Annotated in this window: 17 protein-coding genes and 2 tRNA genes; 12 read left to right on the top strand and 7 right to left on the bottom strand. The window is 63.2% G+C overall.

What is annotated here, in order from left to right; translation table 11 throughout:
• Nucleotides 1-55: 55 nt before the first annotated feature.
• From M622_RS27815 to M622_RS27800, 4 genes are all read right to left on the bottom strand, one after another.
• On the bottom strand, nucleotides 56-1,852 hold the full coding sequence (locus tag M622_RS27815) for a diguanylate cyclase domain-containing protein (protein WP_245543048.1): 1,797 nt from the start codon (nucleotides 1,850-1,852) through the stop codon (nucleotides 56-58).
• A 207-nt stretch (nucleotides 1,853-2,059) separates the two neighbouring features.
• Nucleotides 2,060-2,135 (bottom strand) — tRNA-Asn (locus tag M622_RS27810).
• Nucleotides 2,136-2,188: 53 nt separating this feature from the next.
• A tRNA-Asn gene (locus M622_RS27805) sits at nucleotides 2,189-2,264 on the bottom strand.
• A 90-nt stretch (nucleotides 2,265-2,354) separates the two neighbouring features.
• A complete protein-coding gene (locus M622_RS27800) occupies nucleotides 2,355-3,563 on the bottom strand; it encodes an amino acid aminotransferase (protein ID WP_021248893.1) in 1,209 nt (402 codons plus the stop codon).
• Between the two features lie 153 nt (nucleotides 3,564-3,716).
• On the opposite strand from M622_RS27800, the gene uvrB reads away from it, so the two are divergent.
• Nucleotides 3,717-5,843 carry an excinuclease ABC subunit UvrB gene (uvrB, locus tag M622_RS27795; RefSeq protein ID WP_021248892.1) on the top strand — a complete coding sequence of 709 codons (2,127 nt, stop codon included), beginning with the start codon at nucleotides 3,717-3,719 and terminating at the stop codon, nucleotides 5,841-5,843.
• A gap of 15 nt (nucleotides 5,844-5,858) precedes the next feature.
• A complete protein-coding gene (locus M622_RS27790; protein ID WP_021248891.1) occupies nucleotides 5,859-6,329 on the top strand; it encodes a low molecular weight protein-tyrosine-phosphatase in 471 nt (156 codons plus the stop codon).
• Between the two features lie 100 nt (nucleotides 6,330-6,429).
• On the opposite strand, the gene M622_RS27785 is transcribed toward M622_RS27790, so the two are convergent.
• Nucleotides 6,430-9,561, bottom strand: coding sequence for an Rne/Rng family ribonuclease (locus M622_RS27785; RefSeq protein ID WP_021248890.1), 3,132 nt, complete (start codon nucleotides 9,559-9,561; stop codon nucleotides 6,430-6,432).
• 445 nt (nucleotides 9,562-10,006) lie between these two features.
• Here M622_RS27785 and M622_RS27780 point away from each other — a divergent pair, with 445 nt between their 5' ends.
• Together M622_RS27780 and M622_RS27775 are read left to right on the top strand one after the other, a co-directional pair.
• Nucleotides 10,007-10,966, top strand: a complete 960-nt coding sequence (locus tag M622_RS27780; protein ID WP_031346617.1) for an RluA family pseudouridine synthase — start codon at nucleotides 10,007-10,009, stop codon at nucleotides 10,964-10,966.
• Nucleotides 10,959-11,615, top strand: a complete 657-nt coding sequence (locus M622_RS27775) for an HAD-IA family hydrolase (protein WP_021248888.1) — start codon at nucleotides 10,959-10,961, stop codon at nucleotides 11,613-11,615. Before M622_RS27780 ends, M622_RS27775 begins: the two co-directional genes overlap by 8 nt.
• 31 nt (nucleotides 11,616-11,646) lie before the next feature.
• Here M622_RS27775 and M622_RS27770 read toward each other — a convergent pair whose 3' ends face one another.
• Together M622_RS27770 and M622_RS27765 are read right to left on the bottom strand one after the other, a co-directional pair.
• Nucleotides 11,647-12,387 (bottom strand): SAM-dependent methyltransferase, encoded by a 741-nt coding sequence (locus tag M622_RS27770; RefSeq protein WP_021248887.1) that lies wholly within the window; start codon nucleotides 12,385-12,387, stop codon nucleotides 11,647-11,649.
• A complete protein-coding gene (locus M622_RS27765) occupies nucleotides 12,384-12,959 on the bottom strand; it encodes a Maf family protein (RefSeq protein WP_021248886.1) in 576 nt (191 codons plus the stop codon). The genes M622_RS27770 and M622_RS27765 overlap by 4 nt, the downstream gene beginning before the upstream one ends.
• A gap of 192 nt (nucleotides 12,960-13,151) precedes the next feature.
• On the opposite strand from M622_RS27765, the gene M622_RS0120105 reads away from it, so the two are divergent.
• The 8 genes from M622_RS0120105 (at nucleotide 13,152) to fabF (ending at nucleotide 19,329) form a co-directional block, all read left to right on the top strand.
• Nucleotides 13,152-13,661, top strand: a complete 510-nt coding sequence (locus M622_RS0120105; RefSeq protein WP_306415633.1) for a YceD family protein — start codon at nucleotides 13,152-13,154, stop codon at nucleotides 13,659-13,661.
• A gap of 29 nt (nucleotides 13,662-13,690) precedes the next feature.
• Entirely contained in the window at nucleotides 13,691-13,870 is a 180-nt protein-coding gene (gene rpmF, locus M622_RS27760; protein ID WP_021248884.1) for a 50S ribosomal protein L32, read from the top strand.
• A 102-nt stretch (nucleotides 13,871-13,972) separates the two neighbouring features.
• A complete protein-coding gene (plsX, locus tag M622_RS27755; protein WP_021248883.1) occupies nucleotides 13,973-14,989 on the top strand; it encodes a phosphate acyltransferase PlsX in 1,017 nt (338 codons plus the stop codon).
• Entirely contained in the window at nucleotides 14,986-15,951 is a 966-nt protein-coding gene (locus M622_RS27750) for a beta-ketoacyl-ACP synthase III (protein ID WP_021248882.1), read from the top strand. Before plsX ends, M622_RS27750 begins: the two co-directional genes overlap by 4 nt.
• Nucleotides 15,952-15,987: 36 nt before the next feature.
• Nucleotides 15,988-16,917: an ACP S-malonyltransferase gene (gene fabD, locus M622_RS27745; RefSeq protein ID WP_021248881.1), complete on the top strand. Its 930-nt coding sequence runs from the start codon at nucleotides 15,988-15,990 to the stop codon at nucleotides 16,915-16,917.
• A gap of 3 nt (nucleotides 16,918-16,920) precedes the next feature.
• Nucleotides 16,921-17,670: a 3-oxoacyl-ACP reductase FabG gene (fabG, locus tag M622_RS27740; RefSeq protein WP_021248880.1), complete on the top strand. Its 750-nt coding sequence runs from the start codon at nucleotides 16,921-16,923 to the stop codon at nucleotides 17,668-17,670.
• 90 nt (nucleotides 17,671-17,760) lie between these two features.
• Nucleotides 17,761-18,000, top strand: coding sequence for an acyl carrier protein (gene acpP, locus M622_RS27735; RefSeq protein WP_021248879.1), 240 nt, complete (start codon nucleotides 17,761-17,763; stop codon nucleotides 17,998-18,000).
• 93 nt (nucleotides 18,001-18,093) lie between these two features.
• Nucleotides 18,094-19,329, top strand: a complete 1,236-nt coding sequence (fabF, locus tag M622_RS27730) for a beta-ketoacyl-ACP synthase II (RefSeq protein WP_031346613.1) — start codon at nucleotides 18,094-18,096, stop codon at nucleotides 19,327-19,329.
• The last annotated feature ends 5 nt before the right edge of the window (nucleotides 19,330-19,334 follow it).

The following is a 19,334-nucleotide window of genomic DNA, read 5'->3' as shown; positions in this document are numbered from 1 at the left end:
CGAAGCCGTACGCCTTGAGTGAGGATGCGCTGTTTGAGGCTCTTTCCCATGCTGATCACGGTGCCGAAGATGTTTGCAGCATCGGGCTTGCTGGCGTGAAAAACTGGAAATTGTTGCGGCCACTGGCCTTGGCCTGATACATCGCTGTATCGGCATTTCTCATCACGGCATCGATATCGTCGCCGTCATCCGGATAGATGCTGATGCCGATGCTCATGGAAACGTGAAGCTCTCTATCGGCGATCAAGCAAGGTTCAACAAAGGCATCAATCAGTTTCTCGGCAATCAGCGCCGCATCGTGGCCCGCTTCGAGTTCGCCCAACAGGATGACGAACTCGTCTCCCCCCAGTCGGCAAATAGTGTCGGTGCTACGGACGCACAGCATCAGGCGCTCTGCGACCAGTTGCAGCAGTTCGTCGCCCGCCGCATGCCCGAGCGAATCGTTGATGCGCTTGAAGTGATCGAGGTCGAGAAACATAAGCCCGACCCGCTTGCCATGGCGCTGAGCGAGACCGATGGATCGCGCAAGGCGGTCGTTGAGCAAGGCTCGGTTGGGCAAGCCGGTAAGGACATCATGTTGGGCCATGTGCGCCATTTTCAGCACCATGCTGCGTGATTCGCTGACGTCGCGAAAGACGATGACAGCCCCGGTAACCCGTCCGTTCCGATTGTGAATCGGCGCCGCGGAGTCCTCGATCGCCAACTCCCGGCCATCGCGACGCAGCAGGGCGGTATCGGCCGCCAGCCCGACCGTGCGATTCTCCTCGATCGCTCGTTGTGCCGGATTGGGCGCGACCTCGCCTGTGGCCCCGTCAATGATGCGGAAAACCTCGGTAAGCGGTCTGCCGATGGCTTCTGCCTGAAGCCAGCCGGTGATCGCTTCGGCAGCCGGATTCAGATAGCTCACATTGCCCGTCAGATCGGTACTCAACACCGCATCACCAATCGAGTTGAGTGTTACCAGTGCGCGTTCTCTCTCTTCAAACAAGGCATCTTCGGCTGTTTTTCGTGCGCTGATGTCTTCAACGGTCTGCACATGGCCGCGCAGCTCGCGCCCATCGTGCATGCTTGCCGCGTGCAAGCGCGTCCACACGACGCTGCCATCAGCGCGCAGGAAACGGGCTTCCGACTTGAACGGTGCTCCGCCAAGCGCTGCAGTACGCCATTGCTGCAAGACCTGCTGGCGATCGTCCGGATGGATCGCCATGCTCCAGTTCGTACCCAGGGTCTGTTCCAGATTCAAGCCCGAGATCTGGTGGTAAGCGGCGTTGGTATAGATGCATTCGCCATCGATGCCGGAGACGAAGATGCCAAGCGGAGAGGCATCGCTCATGGCGCGAAAGCGCGCTTCGCTGAGGGTGAGGGCCAGCCGTATGGCTTTGCGCTCGATCAGGTAGTGCAGGGTGCGCGGTAGCCAGTAGGGGTCGAGTCGGCCCTTGTCGAGATGATCATCAGCACCGCAAGCCAGCACCTGCTGCGTACGCAACTCGTCGTCGCCCGAGCACAGGATGAGCATCAAGGCATTGGGTGCCGCCGCGCGGACGGACTCGAAACTCCCCAGGCCCTTGCCATCGGTCAAGCCAAGGTCGAGCAAGATGACATCGAAGCTGACTTTGCCCAGGCGGTTCAATGCTGCAGCGAGACTGGGCGCGCGCTCTACCCGACAAGGCATGCTGCGCTCTTGCGTGAGCGCAGCTTCGACGACTTCAGCGTCAGCGGCGTTGTCCGCGATCAGGAAGACATGAAGCGCAGCATCGTTCAAGGTCACTCTCCCTCCATGCTGTGGATTCGAGCCTTGGCCAGCGTTCAGACAAATTCCTGTGGTTGGGTGCGCCTTCCAACGTCGATCCATGGATTGAGCGCGCGTAGTTCAGTGATGCCTGGTCAAGGCACCCGTCTGTCACCGTCGGTCATTTTCGCTCGCGGGTCTGTGCGCTGGCGTACATAACTTCGCTGTGGCTCGCCTGGTGGTGCGCGCGATGCAGCGCATGGAAGGCAGACGGAACGAAAAAAGGCTTTTGGTGAATTCACCAAAAGCCTTTTTTCGTGCTGAATTTTCTGGCTCCTCGACCTGGGCTCGAACCAGGGACCTACGGATTAACAGTCCGGCGCTCTACCGACTGAGCTATCGAGGAATTACTCTTTTTGCAACTTGCTGTTCCCTTGCGAAACACCAAGTGTTGAAACTTGGCTCCTCGACCTGGGCTCGAACCAGGGACCTACGGATTAACAGTCCGGCGCTCTACCGACTGAGCTATCGAGGAACAGAGGCGCGCATTGTAGGCAGGGCGCGCATTTGCGTCAAGTCATGGGCTCGTTTTTTATTGGTTGAGCTCGTCCGACACCCCGCTGCTTCAGCTCTTGATCACCTGCGCGATCGCCTTGGCGACGTAGCTGATGTTCCTGGTGTTGAGCGCGGCCAGGCAGATACGGCCGGTCGACACAGCATAGATGCCGAAGTCGGCCTTCAGCTTCTCGACCTGTTCCGCGCTAAGACCGGTGTAGGAGAACATGCCGCGCTGCGCGATGACGAAGGAGAAGTCCTGCGCAACGCCTTCGGCCTTGAGCTGCTCGACCAGGCTGGTGCGCATGGCGCGGATGCGCTCGCGCATGCCGGCGAGCTCGTCTTCCCACATCTGGCGCAGCTCGGGCGAGTTGAGCACGGCGGCGACGATCGCACCGCCGTGGATGGGCGGGTTGGAATAGTTGGTGCGGATGACGCGTTTGACCTGTGACAGCACGCGGCCGGCTTCTTCCTTGCTGGCGGTGACGATGGACAGCGCGCCGACGCGCTCGCCATAGAGCGAGAAGCTCTTCGAGAACGAGCTGGAGACGAAGAACTGCAGGCCACTGGCCGAGAACGCGCGCACTGCAACTGCGTCGGCGTCGATGCCGTCGGCGAAGCCCTGATAAGCCATGTCGAGAAAGGGCACCAGGCCGCGGCTGCGGCACACGGAAACCACTTCGTCCCACTGCGCGTCAGACAGGTCGGCACCGGTCGGGTTGTGGCAGCAGGCGTGCAGCACGATGATGGAGCCGGCGGGCGCGGCCTCGAGGCTGGCTTTCATGCCGGCGAAGTTCACGCCGCGGGTGGCGGCGTCGTAGTAGGCGTAGTTGTTGACCTGAAAACCGGCGGACTCGAACAGCGCGCGGTGGTTCTCCCAGCTCGGGTCGGAGATGTAGACGCTGGCGCCGGGCAGCAGGCGCTTGAGGTAGTCGGCGCCGACTTTCAGTGCGCCAGTGCCGCCAAGGGCTTCGATGGTGACAACCTGGCCGCTGCTGGCCAGCTCCGAATCCTTGCCAAACAGCAGGTTCTGCACGCCGCTGTTATACGCGGCGAGACCCTCGATGGGCTGGTAGCCGCGCGGCGGCATGGCTTCGAGGCGGGCTTTCTCGGCCGTGCGCACTGCGGCCAGCAGCGGGATCTTGCCGTTGTCGTCGTAATACACACCAACGCCGAGGTTGACCTTTTCGGCGCGGGTGTCGGCGCCAAAGGCCTCATTCAGGCCAAGGATCGGGTCACGGGGCGCCATCTCGACGGCGGCGAAGATCGAAGCGGACATGAGAACTCCAGTCGTTCCAGTGGTAAGCAGTGGGGTCGCAACGCGGGAACGGCGAAGTGCCGTGCCTTGTGCTGCGATTTGGGAAATAATCGATGTTTTCGTCTGCCGCAACCGATTTTGGTGTGCGGCGCGAAAGCAGGCAGGAATTTTAGCATGGCGAGTGAACGCGACAACGAAGGCAGCAAGGCCGGGCACGAAAGCAAGCGCGCGGGACAGAGTGGGGCCGAGCGCGTGGCGGATGTGCCGGTGATCAGCTTCGAGGGCAGTCCGTTCCGGCTGCATCAGCCCTTTGCGCCCGCCGGCGATCAGCCCGAGGCCATCCGCTTGCTGTGCGAAGGGGTGGAAGATGGTCTGATGTACCAGACCTTGCTGGGTGTGACCGGCTCGGGCAAGACCTACACCATGGCCAACGTCATCGCCCGCATGGGGCGCCCGGCGCTGGTGCTGGCGCCGAACAAGACGCTGGCGGCGCAGCTGTATGCCGAGTTCAAGGAGTTCCTGCCCGAGAACGCGGTGGAGTATTTCGTCAGCTATTACGACTACTACCAGCCCGAGGCCTATGTGCCCTCGCGCGACCTGTTCATCGAGAAGGATTCGTCGATCAACGAGCACATCGAGCAGATGCGGCTGTCGGCGACCAAGAGCCTGATGGAGCGCCGTGACGTGGTGATCGTGGCCACGGTGTCGTGCATCTACGGTATCGGCGATCCGGTCGATTACCACGCCATGATCCTGCATCTGCGCGAAGGCGAACACATCGCGCACCGTGATCTCATCCAGCGCCTGGTGGCGATGCAGTACACCCGTAACGACATTGACTTCCGCCGTGGCACTTTTCGGGTGCGCGGCGACGTGATCGACGTCTTCCCGGCTGAAAACGCCGAACTGGCGGTGCGCATCGAGATGTTCGACGATGAGATCGAGCACCTGACCCTGTTCGACCCGCTCACCGGCCACCTCAAGCACAGGATGGCGCGCTTCACCGTTTATCCCTCCAGCCATTACGTGACCCCGCGCGCGACCGTGTTGCAGGCGATCGAGGCGATCAAGGAGGAGTTGAGGGAGCGCATTTCCTTCTTTCAGCGCGAGGGCAAGCTGGTGGAGGCGCAGCGCATCGAGCAGCGCACCCGCTTCGATCTCGAGATGCTCAACGAGATGGGTTTCTGCAAGGGCATCGAGAACTACTCGCGCCATCTGTCCGGGCGTGGCCCGGGTGAGCCGCCGCCGACGCTGATCGACTATCTGCCGCAGGATGCGCTGTTCTTCATCGATGAGTCGCACGTCGCCATCGGCCAGGTCGGCGGCATGTACAAGGGTGACCGCTCGCGCAAGGAAAACCTCGTCGGCTACGGCTTTCGCCTGCCCTCGGCGCTGGATAACCGGCCGCTGAAGTTCGATGAGTTCGAGCGCCTGATGCCGCAGACGATCTTCGTCTCGGCAACGCCCTCTAAGTACGAGGCCGAACACCAGGGTCAGGTGGTGGAACAGCTGGTGCGCCCGACCGGGCTCATCGACCCCAGGGTCGAGGTGCGACCGGCGCTGACGCAAGTGGATGATCTGCTCTCCGAGATCAAGAAGCGGCTGGTGGTCAATGAACGCGTGCTGGTCACCGTGCTGACCAAGCGCATGGCGGAGGACTTGACGGACTATCTGGCCGACAACGCCATCCGCGCGCGCTATCTGCATTCGGACATCGATACCGTGGAGCGCGTGGAGATCATCCGTGATCTGCGTCTGGGCGAGTTCGACGTGCTAGTCGGCATCAACCTGCTGCGCGAAGGTCTGGACATTCCCGAGGTGTCGCTGGTGACGATCCTGGACGCCGACAAGGAGGGCTTCCTGCGTTCCGAGCGCTCCCTGATCCAGACCATCGGCCGCGCGGCTCGCCACCTGCACGGAACTGCTATTCTCTACGCCGACCGCATGACCGATTCGATGAAGGCGGCGATCGGCGAAACCGACCGCCGCCGGGTGAAGCAGATTGCCTTCAACGAAGCCCATGGCATCGTGCCGAAGTCAGTGAGCAAGCGCATCAAGGACATGATCGATGGTGTCTATGATTCGGATGGGGCCAAGCGTGACGCCGCACGTGTGGCCGAGAAAGGCGCCGACTATGCGGTGATGGACGAGAAGGCGCTGGGGCGGGCGATCAAGCGTCTCGAGAAGGAGATGCAGGAGCATGCCCGCAATCTGGAGTTCGAGAAGGCCGGTGCGGCACGTGACGAGCTGTTCAAGCTGCGTCAGCGTGTATTTGGCGCAGACCAGCACGGCAGTGTTTGACGGAGGAGGGGCGCAATGACCAGAGTCCTGTTCGTATGCACGGGAAATATCTGCCGTTCGCCGACGGCGGAAGCAGTGGCGCGCCATTTCATCCAGGCCGCGGGGCTTGCTGACGCGATCGAGGTGGACTCCGCCGGTACGAATGGCTACCACGCCGGCGAGGCACCCGATCCGCGCACGCGCAAGGTGGCCCAGTTGCGCGGCTATGATCTTGCCGATCTACGTGCGCGCAAGCTGGAAGTGCTGGATTTTCAGCGCTTCGACCTCGTCCTGGCAATGGACCGAGGGCATCTGGAGATCATGCAGCGGCTGTGTCCGGAGGTCTATCGACCGCGTTTGCGGCTGTTCATGGAGTATGCCCGCGACAGCGAATTCGACGAGGTGCCTGACCCCTACTACGGTGGACCGCGGGGCTTCGATGCGGTGCTCGATATGTGTGAGGACGGGGTTCAGGGCATGCTCGAAGCCTTGAGGGCACAAGCCTGAGCGCTTGAGTCCAGAGGTGGTGAGCGAGTTGTGCGGAGCATGAATGTAAAAAGGCCATCCTTGCGGATGGCCTTTTTACTGGTGCGCGAGGACGCGACGCTTACCTGGTCTCGACCTGTTGCAGCGGCTCTTCAACCACGACCGGCGCCGGACGGGGCTTGCGGCCAAGGCGGACGGGCTGTTCCGGTGCCCCGGTGCCGAAGGAGGCACGCTTGTCGGGGTCGGTCTCGATCATGATCAGCCCGCTTGCTGGTGCTGCCTCGGGCTTGATCGTCGAGCCTGGGGCTTCAGGCGCCTGCGTGGCAGGGGTTTCGCTGGCGACGGCTGCGCTTGCTGCGGTCGCGGTGGCTGCCGGAGCTTCGTGCATGGCAGCGGCTTCACTGGCGTGCGCGCTCACCGCACGCTCGATCAGCGAGGGAGTCGTGGTGACTGCGGTGGTCACTGCGGGCTGCTCAGGCTCAGACGCCTCAGCCGTCACGGCTGCTGCGCTCGCGATGTCAGGCGCTGGGGCTGCAACTGCGGCCTCTGTGACTACGGCTGGGGCCTCTGTGACTGCAGCTTGCGGCTCTTCAGCCTTGGTCTCGAGCTCGGTTCGGGCTTCGACCTTGAGCGGAGCAGGGGCTTCACTCGCGGGTTCAAACCTCACCTGCGCGCTGCTTGCAGCTTCCGAAACGGGCAGCGGCAGAGCTGCGGGCTCCTGCGCAACAGGCGTCGGCGCCGCGAGTTCGACAGCCTCGCTCACCGACTCCCGCGCAACCGGCTCAGCAGCGACCGGTTCAGCAGCGACCGGTTCAGCAGCAACCGGCTCAGCAGCAGTGGCCTGCTCAGTGACAGCGACAGGCGTCGCAACGGCGACTTCGGCTTGAACCGCTTCGACCAGGGGAGGCGCGCTGATCTGCGTCTCGCTTGGCTGAGCCTGCGCATCCGGTGCCGCGACGAGCTCGTCGAGCTTCTCCACATGATCGACCTGTGCGGACGCGTTGTCCTCGCCAGCCTGGGTTGCGCCCGTCTGTGCCTCACCGCTACGGCGACCACGGCCACGGCCGCGGCGGCGACGTTTCTCGCTCGGTGCTCCGTCCTCCGCGCTGCTGGCTTCAGCCGGTGCGGCTTCGGTAACACCTGTGGCTTCCAGCGCCACTACGCTGGCTGCGCTGGCCTTCAGCAGCTCATCGCTGGTGTCGGTCGACGCGGCTTCGGTGCTGCGCTCGGGGCGGGTACGGCTACGGCCGCGGCTCTCGCCACGCTCGGAGCGTTCTCCGCGCTCGGGGCGTTCAGCACGATCGGGGCGTTCTGCCTTCTCTGCCGCAGGTGTAGCGCGTTGGGGCTTGTCGTTGCCGTCCTGGCGCTCGCCGCGGGCACTGCGGCTGGACTGCGTTTCGCCGTCGCGCTCAGTGCGGCGGCCGCGATTGCCATTGCTGCGGCGGCTGTCGCTGCCGTTGCGCTCGCTGCGGCCACGACTTTCGCGCTTCGGAGCGGTATCGACGACAAGCTCAACCGGTGCAGGCTGTGGCTTGTCGCTGCTGAACCAGCCCATGATGCGGGCCAGAAGGCTTTTCGGCGCCGGTGCGGCGGTGGTGGGGCTGGGGGCAGCGGCAGGTGCAGCCGTGCTGGCCAGCGGTGCGAGCTGCGAGGGTGCGATGCCCTTCACCGCAGCCTCAGGGCGCGGGGGACGCTCGTTGGCCTTGTTGGGCAGGCGCCCTTCTTCCTCGCTGGGTTTTTGCACCATCTGGTAGCTCGCCAGCGCGATGTCCTCGACGTTGAGCTGGTCGTGACGCAGGCGGATGATCTCGTGTGCCGGCGTTTCCATGTGGCGATTCGGCACGATGATGAGCTGCACCTTGTGGCGCAGTTCGATGCGGGCGATGTCGACGCGCTTTTCGTTGAGAAGGAAGGTGGCGACGTCGACCGGCACTTGCAGGTGCACCGCGCCGGTGTTTTCCTTCATCGCCTCTTCTTCGAGGATGCGCACGATGTGCAAGGCGGACGATTCGGTGCTGCGGATGTGGCCGGTGCCGTTGCAGCGCGGGCAGGTGATGTAGCTGGTTTCGGCCAGTGCCGGGCGCAGACGCTGGCGCGACAGCTCAAGCAGGCCGAAGCGGCTGATCTTGCCGGTCTGAACGCGGGCGCGGTCGTGGCGCAGCGCGTCGCGCAGGCGGCTTTCGACTTCGCGCTGGTTCTTCTGCGACTCCATGTCGATGAAGTCGATGACGATCAGGCCGCCCAGGTCGCGCAGGCGCAGCTGACGGGCGATTTCATCGGCCGCTTCGCAGTTGGTGCGGAAGGCGGTCTCCTCGATGTCAGAGCCTTTGGTGGCGCGGCCCGAGTTGACGTCGATCGACACCAGCGCTTCGGTGTGGTCGATGACCACGGCGCCGCCCAGGGGCAGGCCGACCTGGCGCGAGTAGGCGGATTCGATCTGATGTTCGATCTGGAAGCGTGAGAACAGTGGCACGTCATCGCTGTAGCGCTTGACGCGGTTGACGTTGTCCGGCATCACGTGGGCCATGAACTGGCGTGCCTGCTCATAGACGTCGTCAGTGTCGATCAGGATCTCGCCGATGTCGGGCTGAAAGTAATCGCGGATGGCGCGAATGACCAGGCTGCCTTCCTGATAGATGAGGAAGGCGCCGCTCTGGCCTTGGGCAGCACCTTCGATCGCGCGCCACAGCTGCATCAGATAGCTCAGGTCCCAGCCGAGTTCTTCGGCGTTGCGACCGATGGCAGCGGTGCGGGCGATCAGGCTCATGCCCTGCGGTACGTCGAGCTGGTCCATGATCTCGCGTAGTTCGGCGCGCTCGTCACCCTCGACACGGCGCGAAACACCGCCGCCGCGCGGGTTGTTCGGCATCAGCACCAGGTAACGTCCGGCGAGCGAGATGTAGGTGGTGAGGGCGGCGCCCTTGTTGCCGCGCTCGTCCTTTTCGACCTGAACGATCAGTTCCTGCCCTTCGCGCAGCGCCTCCTTGATGGAGGCCTTGCCGGCGTCAACGCCGGGCTGGAAGTAGGAGCGGGAGATTTCCTTGAACGGCAGAAAGCCGTGGCGCTCGGCGCCGTAGTCGACAAAAGCCGCTTCGAGGCTGGGCTCGATGCGGGTGATCACCGCCTTGTAGATGTTGCTCTTGCGTTCTTCCTTGGCGGCCGATTCGATATCGAGGTCGATCAGTTTCTGACCATCAACGATTGCGACGCGTAATTCTTCGGCCTGCGTCGCGTTGAAAAGCATGCGCTTCATATGGATCGTTCTCCCGCGTCATCGCACGGGCAGGACGAACGGCGCGCACCATCGCGCTTTCCGGGTTCAGGAGCTATCTGGGAGGGGCTTCTGTATTCATCCGGCGGGTTTGTCTGGCTATGATGGGTCGGCTGGTCGATATTCTCTTGTTCCCGCTCGTGCGCCGTTTGGGGCTTTCGGGCCAGAACATTTGATCCTGCAAATGCGAGTAACGCGTCAAAATCCAACCCGTGGGCTGGATGGGTGTATCGAAGGTGGCGATTGCGTTACCATCGGCGCCTTTTTCGGCTTTGAGTGGTAGGCAGTGGTGACGCCGGGAGCGCTCTTCAGGGCTCATCGCCAGCAGTCTGCCGTCGTCTGTCGGCTTCGGCGTTTTGATGCACGAAACCTCAACGTGATGCACTTGGCTGGCAGCGACCGGGTCAACCGCTCGCAAGTATATTTCATGACCCCTATCGAAGGCAAAAGCATTGCGGTAAGACACGAGCGCATCGACGAGGCTGCGGCCGGTCAGCGCATCGATAATTACCTGTTGCGCATCGCCAAAGGCGTGCCCAAGAGCCATATCTACCGCATCCTGCGCAGTGGCGAAGTGAGAGTCAATGGCGGCCGGGTGCAGCAGACTTATCGCCTCGCCGAAGGTGATAAGGTGCGTATCCCCCCGCTGCGGGTCGCCGAGCCGCAGCGTGACGCCCTCGCACCGGCGGGAAAGGCGCTGCCGGTGGTGTTCGAGGACGATGCCCTGCTCATCATCGACAAGCCCTCGGGCAAGGCGGTGCACGGCGGCAGCGGCATCAGCTATGGCGTCATCGAGCAGCTGCGTGTGCAGCGCCCCGAGCTGCGCATGCTCGAGCTGGCGCATCGGCTCGATCGCGAGACCTCGGGCCTGCTGATCGTGGCCAAGAAGCGTTCCGCGCTCACCGCGCTGCACGACATGCTGCGCGAGGGGCGCATGGAGAAGCGCTATCTCACCCTGGTGCCCGGGCGCTGGAACAACCCGCTGCAGCATGTGAAGTTTCCCTTGTTCAAGTATCTGACTCCCGGCGGTGAGCGCCGCGTGCGCGTCAGTGAGGAGGGCAAGGCTGCGCACAGCATCATGCGTCTGGTGAAAAGGTGGCGTGACTACAGCTTGCTCGAGGTGGAGCTGAAGACCGGGCGCACGCATCAGATTCGCGTCCATCTCGCCCACCTCGGCTTTCCTTTGTGTGGCGATGACAAGTACGGTGATTTCGCGCTCAACAAGCGGCTCGAGCGTGAAGGGCTCAAGCGCATGTTCCTGCATGCCGCGCAGCTCAAGTTCAACCATCCGCTGAGCGGCGAGGCGATGTCCTTTGAGGCGCCGTTGCCCGAGGAGCTGCAAGTCTTCGTCGATGCCCTGGATGCTGCGGAGGGAGCCAATGGCTGAACGTTTCGAACTGATCGTTTTTGACTGGGATGGCACGCTGTTCGACTCGGCTGCAGCCATCGCGCGCGCGATCCAGGCCTCATGCCGTGACCTCGATCTCGCTGTGCCCAGCGACGCACAGGCGCGCCATGTCATTGGCCTGGGGCTGGGTGAGGCACTGCGCCACGCCGTGCCCGATCTGCAGGAGGCGGACTATCCGCGCATGATCGAGTGCTACCGCCAGCATTTTCTCGCCAAGGACCACGAGCTGAAGCTGTTTGCGGGGGTGCCGACGCTGATTGCCGAGCTGGCGGCGCGCGGCCGTTTGCTGGGTGTGGCGACCGGCAAGAGTCGCAGCGGGCTCGATCGGGCTCTGGTGCAGACCGGCCTGGGCGCCCATTTTCACGCCACCCGCTGTGCGGACGAGTGTTTTTCCAAGCCGCACCCGGCAATGCTGGAGCAGCTGATGGACGAGCTCGGTGTGGATCCGGCGGCCACGCTGATGGTGGGAGATACCACGCATGATCTGCAGATGGCGAAGAACGCCGGCGTTGCTGGCCTGGCGGTGAGTTTCGGTGCTCATCCGCGCGCCGCGCTGGAGAGGGAGAGCCCGCTCGCCTGTGTGCACACGCCGCGCGACATGGCACGCTGGCTGCTCGAGCGCGCCTGAAGCAGCCCGACAGCCATTGCGGGGCCGCAGTTCAGGCGAGCAGCAGGAACAGCGTGGGGCGTTTGGCGAGCAGGGGGCGATCCGTCCTTTTCCAGGCGCTGATGCTGCGGCTCAGGATCAGCTCGCGTGGGGTGGTGAGCTCACAGGCAACGCACATCCGGGTGCCGGGTTTCAAGGTCTTGAGCAGGGCCTCGAACATGCGCTCGTTGCGGTATGGGGTCTCGATGAAGATCTGGGTGCGGCCCAGTCGTGCTGATTCGTCTTCCAGCGCGCGCAGGCTGTGGTCGCGCTCGGTCTCGCCGACCGGCAGGTAGCCGTGAAAGGCAAAACCCTGGCCGTTGAGCCCTGAGCCCATCAGGCCCAGCAGGATCGATGATGGGCCGACCAGGGGGGCAACCCGAATGCCCAGAGCGTGGGCGCGTGCCACCAGACGCGCGCCAGGGTCGGCGACCGCAGGGCAGCCGGCGTCGGACATGAGCCCGATGTCCTTGCCCTCGAGTGCGGGCGCGAGCAAGGCGTCAAATTCGGCGTCCCGCGCCTTGGCCGGGTCTGCGGGCAGTTCGCGGATGTCCGTGTCGCGCAAGGGGTGGGGATAGTCGAGCTGCTTGAGGTGGGCTCTTGCCGCACGTGCGGTTTCGACCACGAAGTGATGCAGGTTTGCGGCGATGGATTGTGCCTGCGCCGGCATGAAGCCCGGCCACGGGGTGTCGCCGAGCGCGACCGGTACCAGGAACAGGGTGCCGTGCTCCAGGTGTTTGTCGGGGCCGCTCATGGCAGTTCCAGACCTTCGGCGCGCAGCATGCGCGACAGGGCGATCAAGGGCAGGCCGATGAGCGCGGTGGGGTCGTCGCCCGACAAGGCCTCGAGCAGCGAGATGCCCAGGCCTTCGGACTTCGCGCTGCCGGCGCAGTCCAGCGGCTGCTCCTTGGCGACGTAGCGGCGGATCTCGGCCTCGGTGAGGGTGCGGAAACGCACGCGGGTCGGGATGCCTGCGGTCTGCAGGCGGCCGCTGCGGGTGTTGAGCAGCGCAAGCGCGGTGTGAAAGACGACGGTCTGTCCGCTCATCTGCTGCAACTGTGCGACAGCGCGGGATTCGGTGCCCGGCTTGCCGAAGACCTGATCGCCGAGGTAGGCAACCTGGTCGCTGCCGATGATGAGTGCGTCCGGCCAGGCTGCGGCCACCGCCCGCGCCTTTTCGGCGGCGAGTCGCTCCGCGGTCGTCGCGGGCGGCTCGCCCGGGAGCGGGGTTTCGTCGGTGTCGGGGCGGGCAAGCTCGAACGGAATCGACAAGCGTTCGAGCAGCATCTGCCGATAGCTGGAGGTGGAGGCGAGGACGAGCTTCATGGGATGGGCTACAGGTGAAATTTCGTGTCGTGAGGAGACAAGGCGCCCTGCAACGACAGGTGTGCGAAGCGTTGAGCGCCTTCGAGGCTGCGGTCGGCTTGAAGCCGAAACAGGCGGTCGCACATCACGGCTTTGACACGCAGCCCGAAAAAATAATATCATGCCGGGCTTATGTCGCCACAAAACGCATCGTTGGGCAAAGTCATTGACCCGTTTCGTTTTGCCGCTGAAGCTCGCACCCAGTCGGGTGAGGTGGAAGTGGCGAAACTTCCGCGCCTGAAAGACTCGTTGGCAGACGTCAATGCTGTGCTGAGTTGGCGTTTGGAGGGTTGGTTGGAAAGTTCGATGCTTTCCGGTAGGGAAGAGCCCCGGCTCAAGCTCCTTATCGACGGAGCACTGAGTCTGCGCTGCCAGCGGTGTTTGAATGGCATCGACTGGCAACTGGCCATCGCCACGGTTCTGCAGCCGGTACGTGCCGGGCAGCAGATCCCGGACGAAGAGCTGGAAGACGACGAGGTCGATGCGATCGAAGTCGAAGAGGGTCTGGATGTGATGGCCTTGCTTGAGGAAGAAATTCTGCTTGCATTGCCGCTTGCGCCACGACACGAAAAATGTGACTCGCCCCTGGGCCGTAATGGGGCGGGTGAAGAATCGCCTTTCGCTGCGCTTGCGTCGCTGCGAGGCAGCAATCGCGCAGACTAGGCGCATCAATTTGTATCAGGAGTTTTTCAATGGCCGTCCAGCAGAACAAGAAGTCCCCTTCGAAGCGTGGCATGCATCGCGCACATGATTTCCTCACCCCTCCGGCGCTCGCGATCGAGCCGACCACGGGTGAAGTTCATCTGCGTCACCACGTCAGCCCCAGCGGCGTGTATCGCGGCAAGAAGGTCATGAAAGCCAAGGGCGAGTAATTCCGCCTCTCGAACGCGAGGGCGGCGCATGGCGCATTGCGCCTGCGCCGCCTTTTTTCCGCGTAATTCCCCAATTCTACGTCTGAGTCACGCGAGATACCGATGGGTGTCACCATTGCGATCGACTGCATGGGTGGCGATCACGGCCCGGTCGTGACCGTGCCCGCTGCGCTGTCCTTCCTGCGCAGCCGTCCTGCTGCAAATGTAATTCTGGTCGGCCAGGAAGAGGCCATTGTGCCTCTGCTCGGTGCGGCTCAATCCGAATTCGGAGCCCGTCTCAGGCTGCGACCGGCTTCTCAGGTCGTCACCATGGACGACCCGCCCGCCATTGCGATGCGCAACAAGAAGGACTCTTCGATGCGGGTCGCGGTGGACCTGGTCAAGGCCGACGAGGCGTGCGCTGCCGTGTCCGCCGGCAATACCGGTGCGCTGATGGCGATTTCGCGCTTCGTGCTGAAAACGCTGCCGGGTATCGACCGCCCGGCCATTGCCTCCGTCCTCCCCTCCATGACCGGACACACCTATGTGCTCGACCTCGGCGCCAACGTCGACTGCTCGGCCGAACATCTGTTGCAGTTCGGCGTGATGGGTTCGTCGCTGGTGGCCGCCATCGAGCACAAGGAGCGTCCCAGCGTCGGTTTGCTCAATATCGGCGAAGAGGCGATCAAGGGTAACGACGTGGTGAAGGAGGCGGGCGAGTTGCTGCGCGCCAGTGGGCTCAACTTCTATGGCAACGTCGAGGGCAACGACATTTACGAAGGTACAGTGGATGTCGTGGTGTGTGACGGTTTTGTCGGTAACGTGGCGCTGAAGACCTCAGAGGGCCTGGCGCAGATGTTCGGCGCCTTCCTCAAGCAGGAATTCAGTCGCTCGCCACTGAGCAAGCTGATGGCGCTTGTGGCCATGCCGGTGCTCAAGCGCTTCAAGCAGCGCGTCGATCATCGTCAGTACAACGGCGCGCCTCTGCTGGGTTTGCGCGGGGTGGTGCTCAAGAGCCACGGCTCGGCCGACGTGGTGGCTTTTGCCAATGCACTTGCGCGCGCGGCCGATGCCGCGTCCAATCGGCTCATCGAACGCATTTCCGAACGCATGGCGAGCATGAATGAGGTGAACACATGATCTACGCAAGGATCGCGGGCACGGGCAGTTTCCTCCCCGGTGAGCCGGTGAGCAACGACGACCTGGTGGCGCGCGGTATCGAGACTTCGGACGAATGGATCGTCAGTCGCTCGGGCATCCGCAGCCGCCATCTGGCTGCAGCCGACGTCGGCGCCAGCGACCTTGCGGTGGTGGCGGCGCAAAGGGCGATCGAGGCCGCAGCTTGCACAGCTGAGGATATCGATCTGATCATCGTCGCCACCTCGACCCCGGACTTCATTTTTCCGAGTACGGCAGCACTTGTTCAGTCCAAGCTCGGCATCCGCAATGGCGGGGCAGTTTTCGACGTGCAGGCGGTGTGCAGTGGTTTCGTGTACGGCTTGTCGGTGGCGGAGAAGTTCATCCGCTCCGGCAGCCACAAGCGTGCGCTGGTGATTGGTGCGGAGGTGTTCTCGCGCATTCTCGATTGGTCCGACCGTGCGACCTGCGTGCTGTTCGGTGATGGGGCGGGCGCGGTCGTGCTCGAGGCCTCGGAGCGACCGGGCATCCTGGCCTCGGCGCTGCATGCCGACGGCAGTCATCACGCCATCCTGTGCGTGCCCGGCGGCGTCGCTGCGGGGCAGATCACCGGTGATCCCTTCCTGCGCATGGACGGCCAGGCGGTGTTCAAGTTTGCGGTGAAGGTGCTCGGCGAGGTGGCTCACGAAGTACTGGAGCAGGCCGGCGAGCGCGCGGACAGCATAGACTGGCTGATCCCGCATCAGGCCAACATCCGCATCATCCAGGCCACTGCCAAGCGTCTGGGCATCCCGATGGAGAAGGTCATCACCACGCTCGATCATCATGGCAACACCTCGGCCGCATCGATTCCGCTTGCGCTCGACGAGGCGGTGCGCGCCGGCAAGGTCCGTGCAGGACAGCGGCTGATGGTTGAAGGTGTCGGTGGCGGTTTCACCTGGGGCGCGGCCCTGATCGACTTCTGATCATTCAAATCAATTTCTGAGAGGCGGAGAGCAGGCATGGCATTTGCGTTGGTGTTTCCCGGGCAGGGTTCGCAGTCGGTGGGCATGATGGCCGCCTATGGTGAGTCTGCCGTGATTCGTGAAACCTTCGCCGAAGCGTCCACTGCGCTGGGTGAGGATCTGTGGGCGATGGTCTGCGATGGGCCGGCCGAGCGCCTGGCCCTGACCGTCAACACTCAGCCGCTGATGCTGACGGCGGGGGTCGCGGTCTATCGCGCCTGGCTGGCGGCGGGCGGGCCGAAGCCCGCGCTGGTCGCTGGACACAGCCTTGGCGAGTATTCCGCCTTGGTCGCGGCAGGCGCGCTGGCCTTCAGCGATGCCGTGCCGCTGGTGCGTTTTCGTGCCCAGGCGATGCAGGAGGCGGTGCCCGCGGGTGAAGGGGCAATGGCCGCCATCATGGGGCTGGAGGCCGACGCCGTGCGCGAGCTCTGTCTCGAGGCCGCCCAGGGGCAGGTGGTCGAGGCGGCCAACCTCAATGCTCCGGGACAGATCGTCATCGCCGGCGCGAAAGCGGCCGTCGAACGCGCAGGGGAACTGGCGAAGGCAAGAGGCGCCAAGCGCGCGCTGCTGCTGCCCGTGTCCGCGCCTTTCCATTGCGCGCTCATGCGTCCGGCCGCCGAGCGCCTGGCGCAGCGCCTGGCCGATGTCAGCATCTGCAAGCCGGAGATCGAGGTGATCAACAACGTCGATGTCGCGGTCTATGCCGAGCCCGAGAAAATCCGTGATGCGCTTGTGCGCCAGGCCTTCTCGCCGGTACGCTGGATCGAGCTGATTCAGGCCATGGCTGGTCGTGGCATGTCGCATGTCATTGAGTGCGGTCCCGGCAAGGTGCTGGCGGGCATGAGCAAGCGCATTGCCAGGGAAGTGGAGGGCGGTTCGGCGCATGATGCGGCGAGCCTTGAGCAGTCGATTGTGGCGGTGAGGTAAGGGATGAGTCTTGCGCTTGATGGACAGGTTGCGCTGGTGACGGGCGCGTCACGCGGCATTGGTCGCGCGGTGGCGCTTGAACTCGGCCGTCTTGGTGCCACGGTGGTCGGAACGGCAACCTCAGATGCGGGAGCGGCCGAGATCGAAAAGGCGCTTGCGGATGCGGGCGCCAAGGGCGCTGGCATGGTGCTCAACGTCACCGCCGAAGGCGCCTGTGAAGCCTTGATCGGTGAGGTCGAGAAGCGTTTTGGCGCGATCGGCATCCTGGTGAACAACGCCGGCATCACCCGCGACAACCTGGCGATGAGGATGAAGGATGAAGAGTGGGATGCCGTCATCGACACCAATCTGCGCGCCGTGTTTCGTCTCAGCAAGCTCGTCATGCGCGGCATGATGAAGGCGCGCAATGGCCGTATCATCAACATCACGTCGGTGGTGGCCAGTGCCGGCAATCCCGGCCAGGCCAACTACGCCGCGGCCAAGGCCGGTGTGGCGGGCATGACGCGCGCGCTGGCGCGTGAGCTTGGTAGTCGCAACATTACGGTAAACTGTGTGGCACCCGGCTTCATCGACACTGACATGACCCGTGCACTACCCGAAGCGGCGCGCGACGCGCTGCTGGGCAATATTGCGCTGGGTCGTCTGGGGCGCCCGGAAGAGATTGCCGCTGCGGTCGCATTCCTCGCTTCGCCTGCTGCCGCTTACGTTACCGGGACCACCCTGCACGTGAACGGCGGCATGTACATGTCCTGAGGAACAGTCAGGATAGTAGTTTGGCCGGCTTTTGGTAGAATACGCCGGCTTTTTCAACACACACGTCACACTCACGGAAGGAGTTGGTTCATGGAGAACATCGAACAACGCGTCAAGAAGATCGTTGCTGAGCAGCTTGGCGTGAACGAGTCGGAGATCAAGATCGAGTCTTCGTTCGTCGATGATCTTGGCGCGGATTCGCTTGATACCGTGGAATTGGTCATGGCGCTCGAGGAAGAGTTCGAGTGCGAAATCCCGGACGAAGAGGCGGAGAAGATCACCACCGTGCAGCAGGCGGTCGACTACGTAAACGCCCATCTCAAGAAGTAATTTGTTGCGCTTGAGTACCCGCGGTCCGGATGCCGCCGAGGCGGTTTCCGGGCCTGCCCCCTTTTCATGTCATTGATCTCAACGGAGTCGCCCTTGTCGCGTCGTAGAGTCGTGGTTACCGGTCTGGGCGCCATTTCGCCGATCGGCAATACTGTTCCCGAAGCTTGGGAAAATCTGCTTGCCGGCAAGAGCGGCATTGGACCGATCACCCGTTTCGACGCGAGCGCGTTCTCTAGCCGCATCGCGGGTGAGGTGAAGAACTTCGACGTCACCGAATACCTTTCCGCCAAGGAAGCGCGCCGCATGGATGTGTTCATCCACTACGGCATGGCTGCGGGTATTCAGGCCATTCGCGACTCCGGCATCGAGGTCAATGACAGCAACGCCGATCGTATCGGCGTCAATATCGGCTCGGGCATCGGCGGCTTGCCGATGATCGAGGAAACACACGACGACTATCTCGGCGGCGGTCCGCGCAAGATCTCGCCGTTTTTCATCCCCGGCACCATCATCAACATGATCTCCGGCAATCTGTCGATCATGTTCGGCATGCGCGGGCCCAACATCGCGGTGGTGACTGCCTGCACCACCGGACTGCACGCCATCGGCATGAGCGCGCGCATGATCGAATACGGTGACGCGGATGTCATGGTGTGCGGTGGTGCGGAGTCGACCGTGACTCATCTTGCCATTGGCGGCTTCGCCTCGGCCAAGGCCTTGTCCACCCGTAATGACGATCCGGCCACCGCCAGTCGTCCATGGGACAAGGATCGCGACGGCTTCGTGCTGGGCGAGGGCGCCGGCGTGATGGTGATCGAGGAGTACGAACACGCCGTGCGTCGTGGCGCCAGGATTTACGCCGAACTGGCTGGCTTCGGCATGAGCGGTGATGCCTACCACATGACGGCGCCAGACACCGATGGCCCGCGCCGCAGCATGCTCAATGCAATGCAGAATGCCGGTGTGACGCCGGATCAGATTCAATACCTCAACGCGCACGGCACCTCGACGCCGCTTGGCGACAAGAACGAAACCGAAGCGATCAAGCTCGCCTTTGGTGAAGATGTCGCCAGAAAATTGGTGGTCAACTCCACCAAGTCGATGACCGGCCACCTCCTGGGGGGTGCGGGCGGACTGGAGTCGGTGTTCACCGTGCTCGCGGTGCACAACCAGATCTCTCCGCCGACGATGAACATCTTCGAGCAGGATCCGGAGTGTGATCTCGACTACTGCGCCAATGCTGCGCGGCCCATGAAGATCGAGCTCGCCATGAAGAACAACTTTGGCTTCGGCGGTACCAACGGTACCCTGGTGTTCCGCAAGTTTTGAGGTGA

The organism is Thauera terpenica 58Eu (assembly GCF_000443165.1).
In the GTDB taxonomy this organism is placed as follows: domain Bacteria; phylum Pseudomonadota; class Gammaproteobacteria; order Burkholderiales; family Rhodocyclaceae; genus Thauera; species Thauera terpenica.
This window is presented reverse-complemented; position numbering and strand designations above follow the sequence as displayed.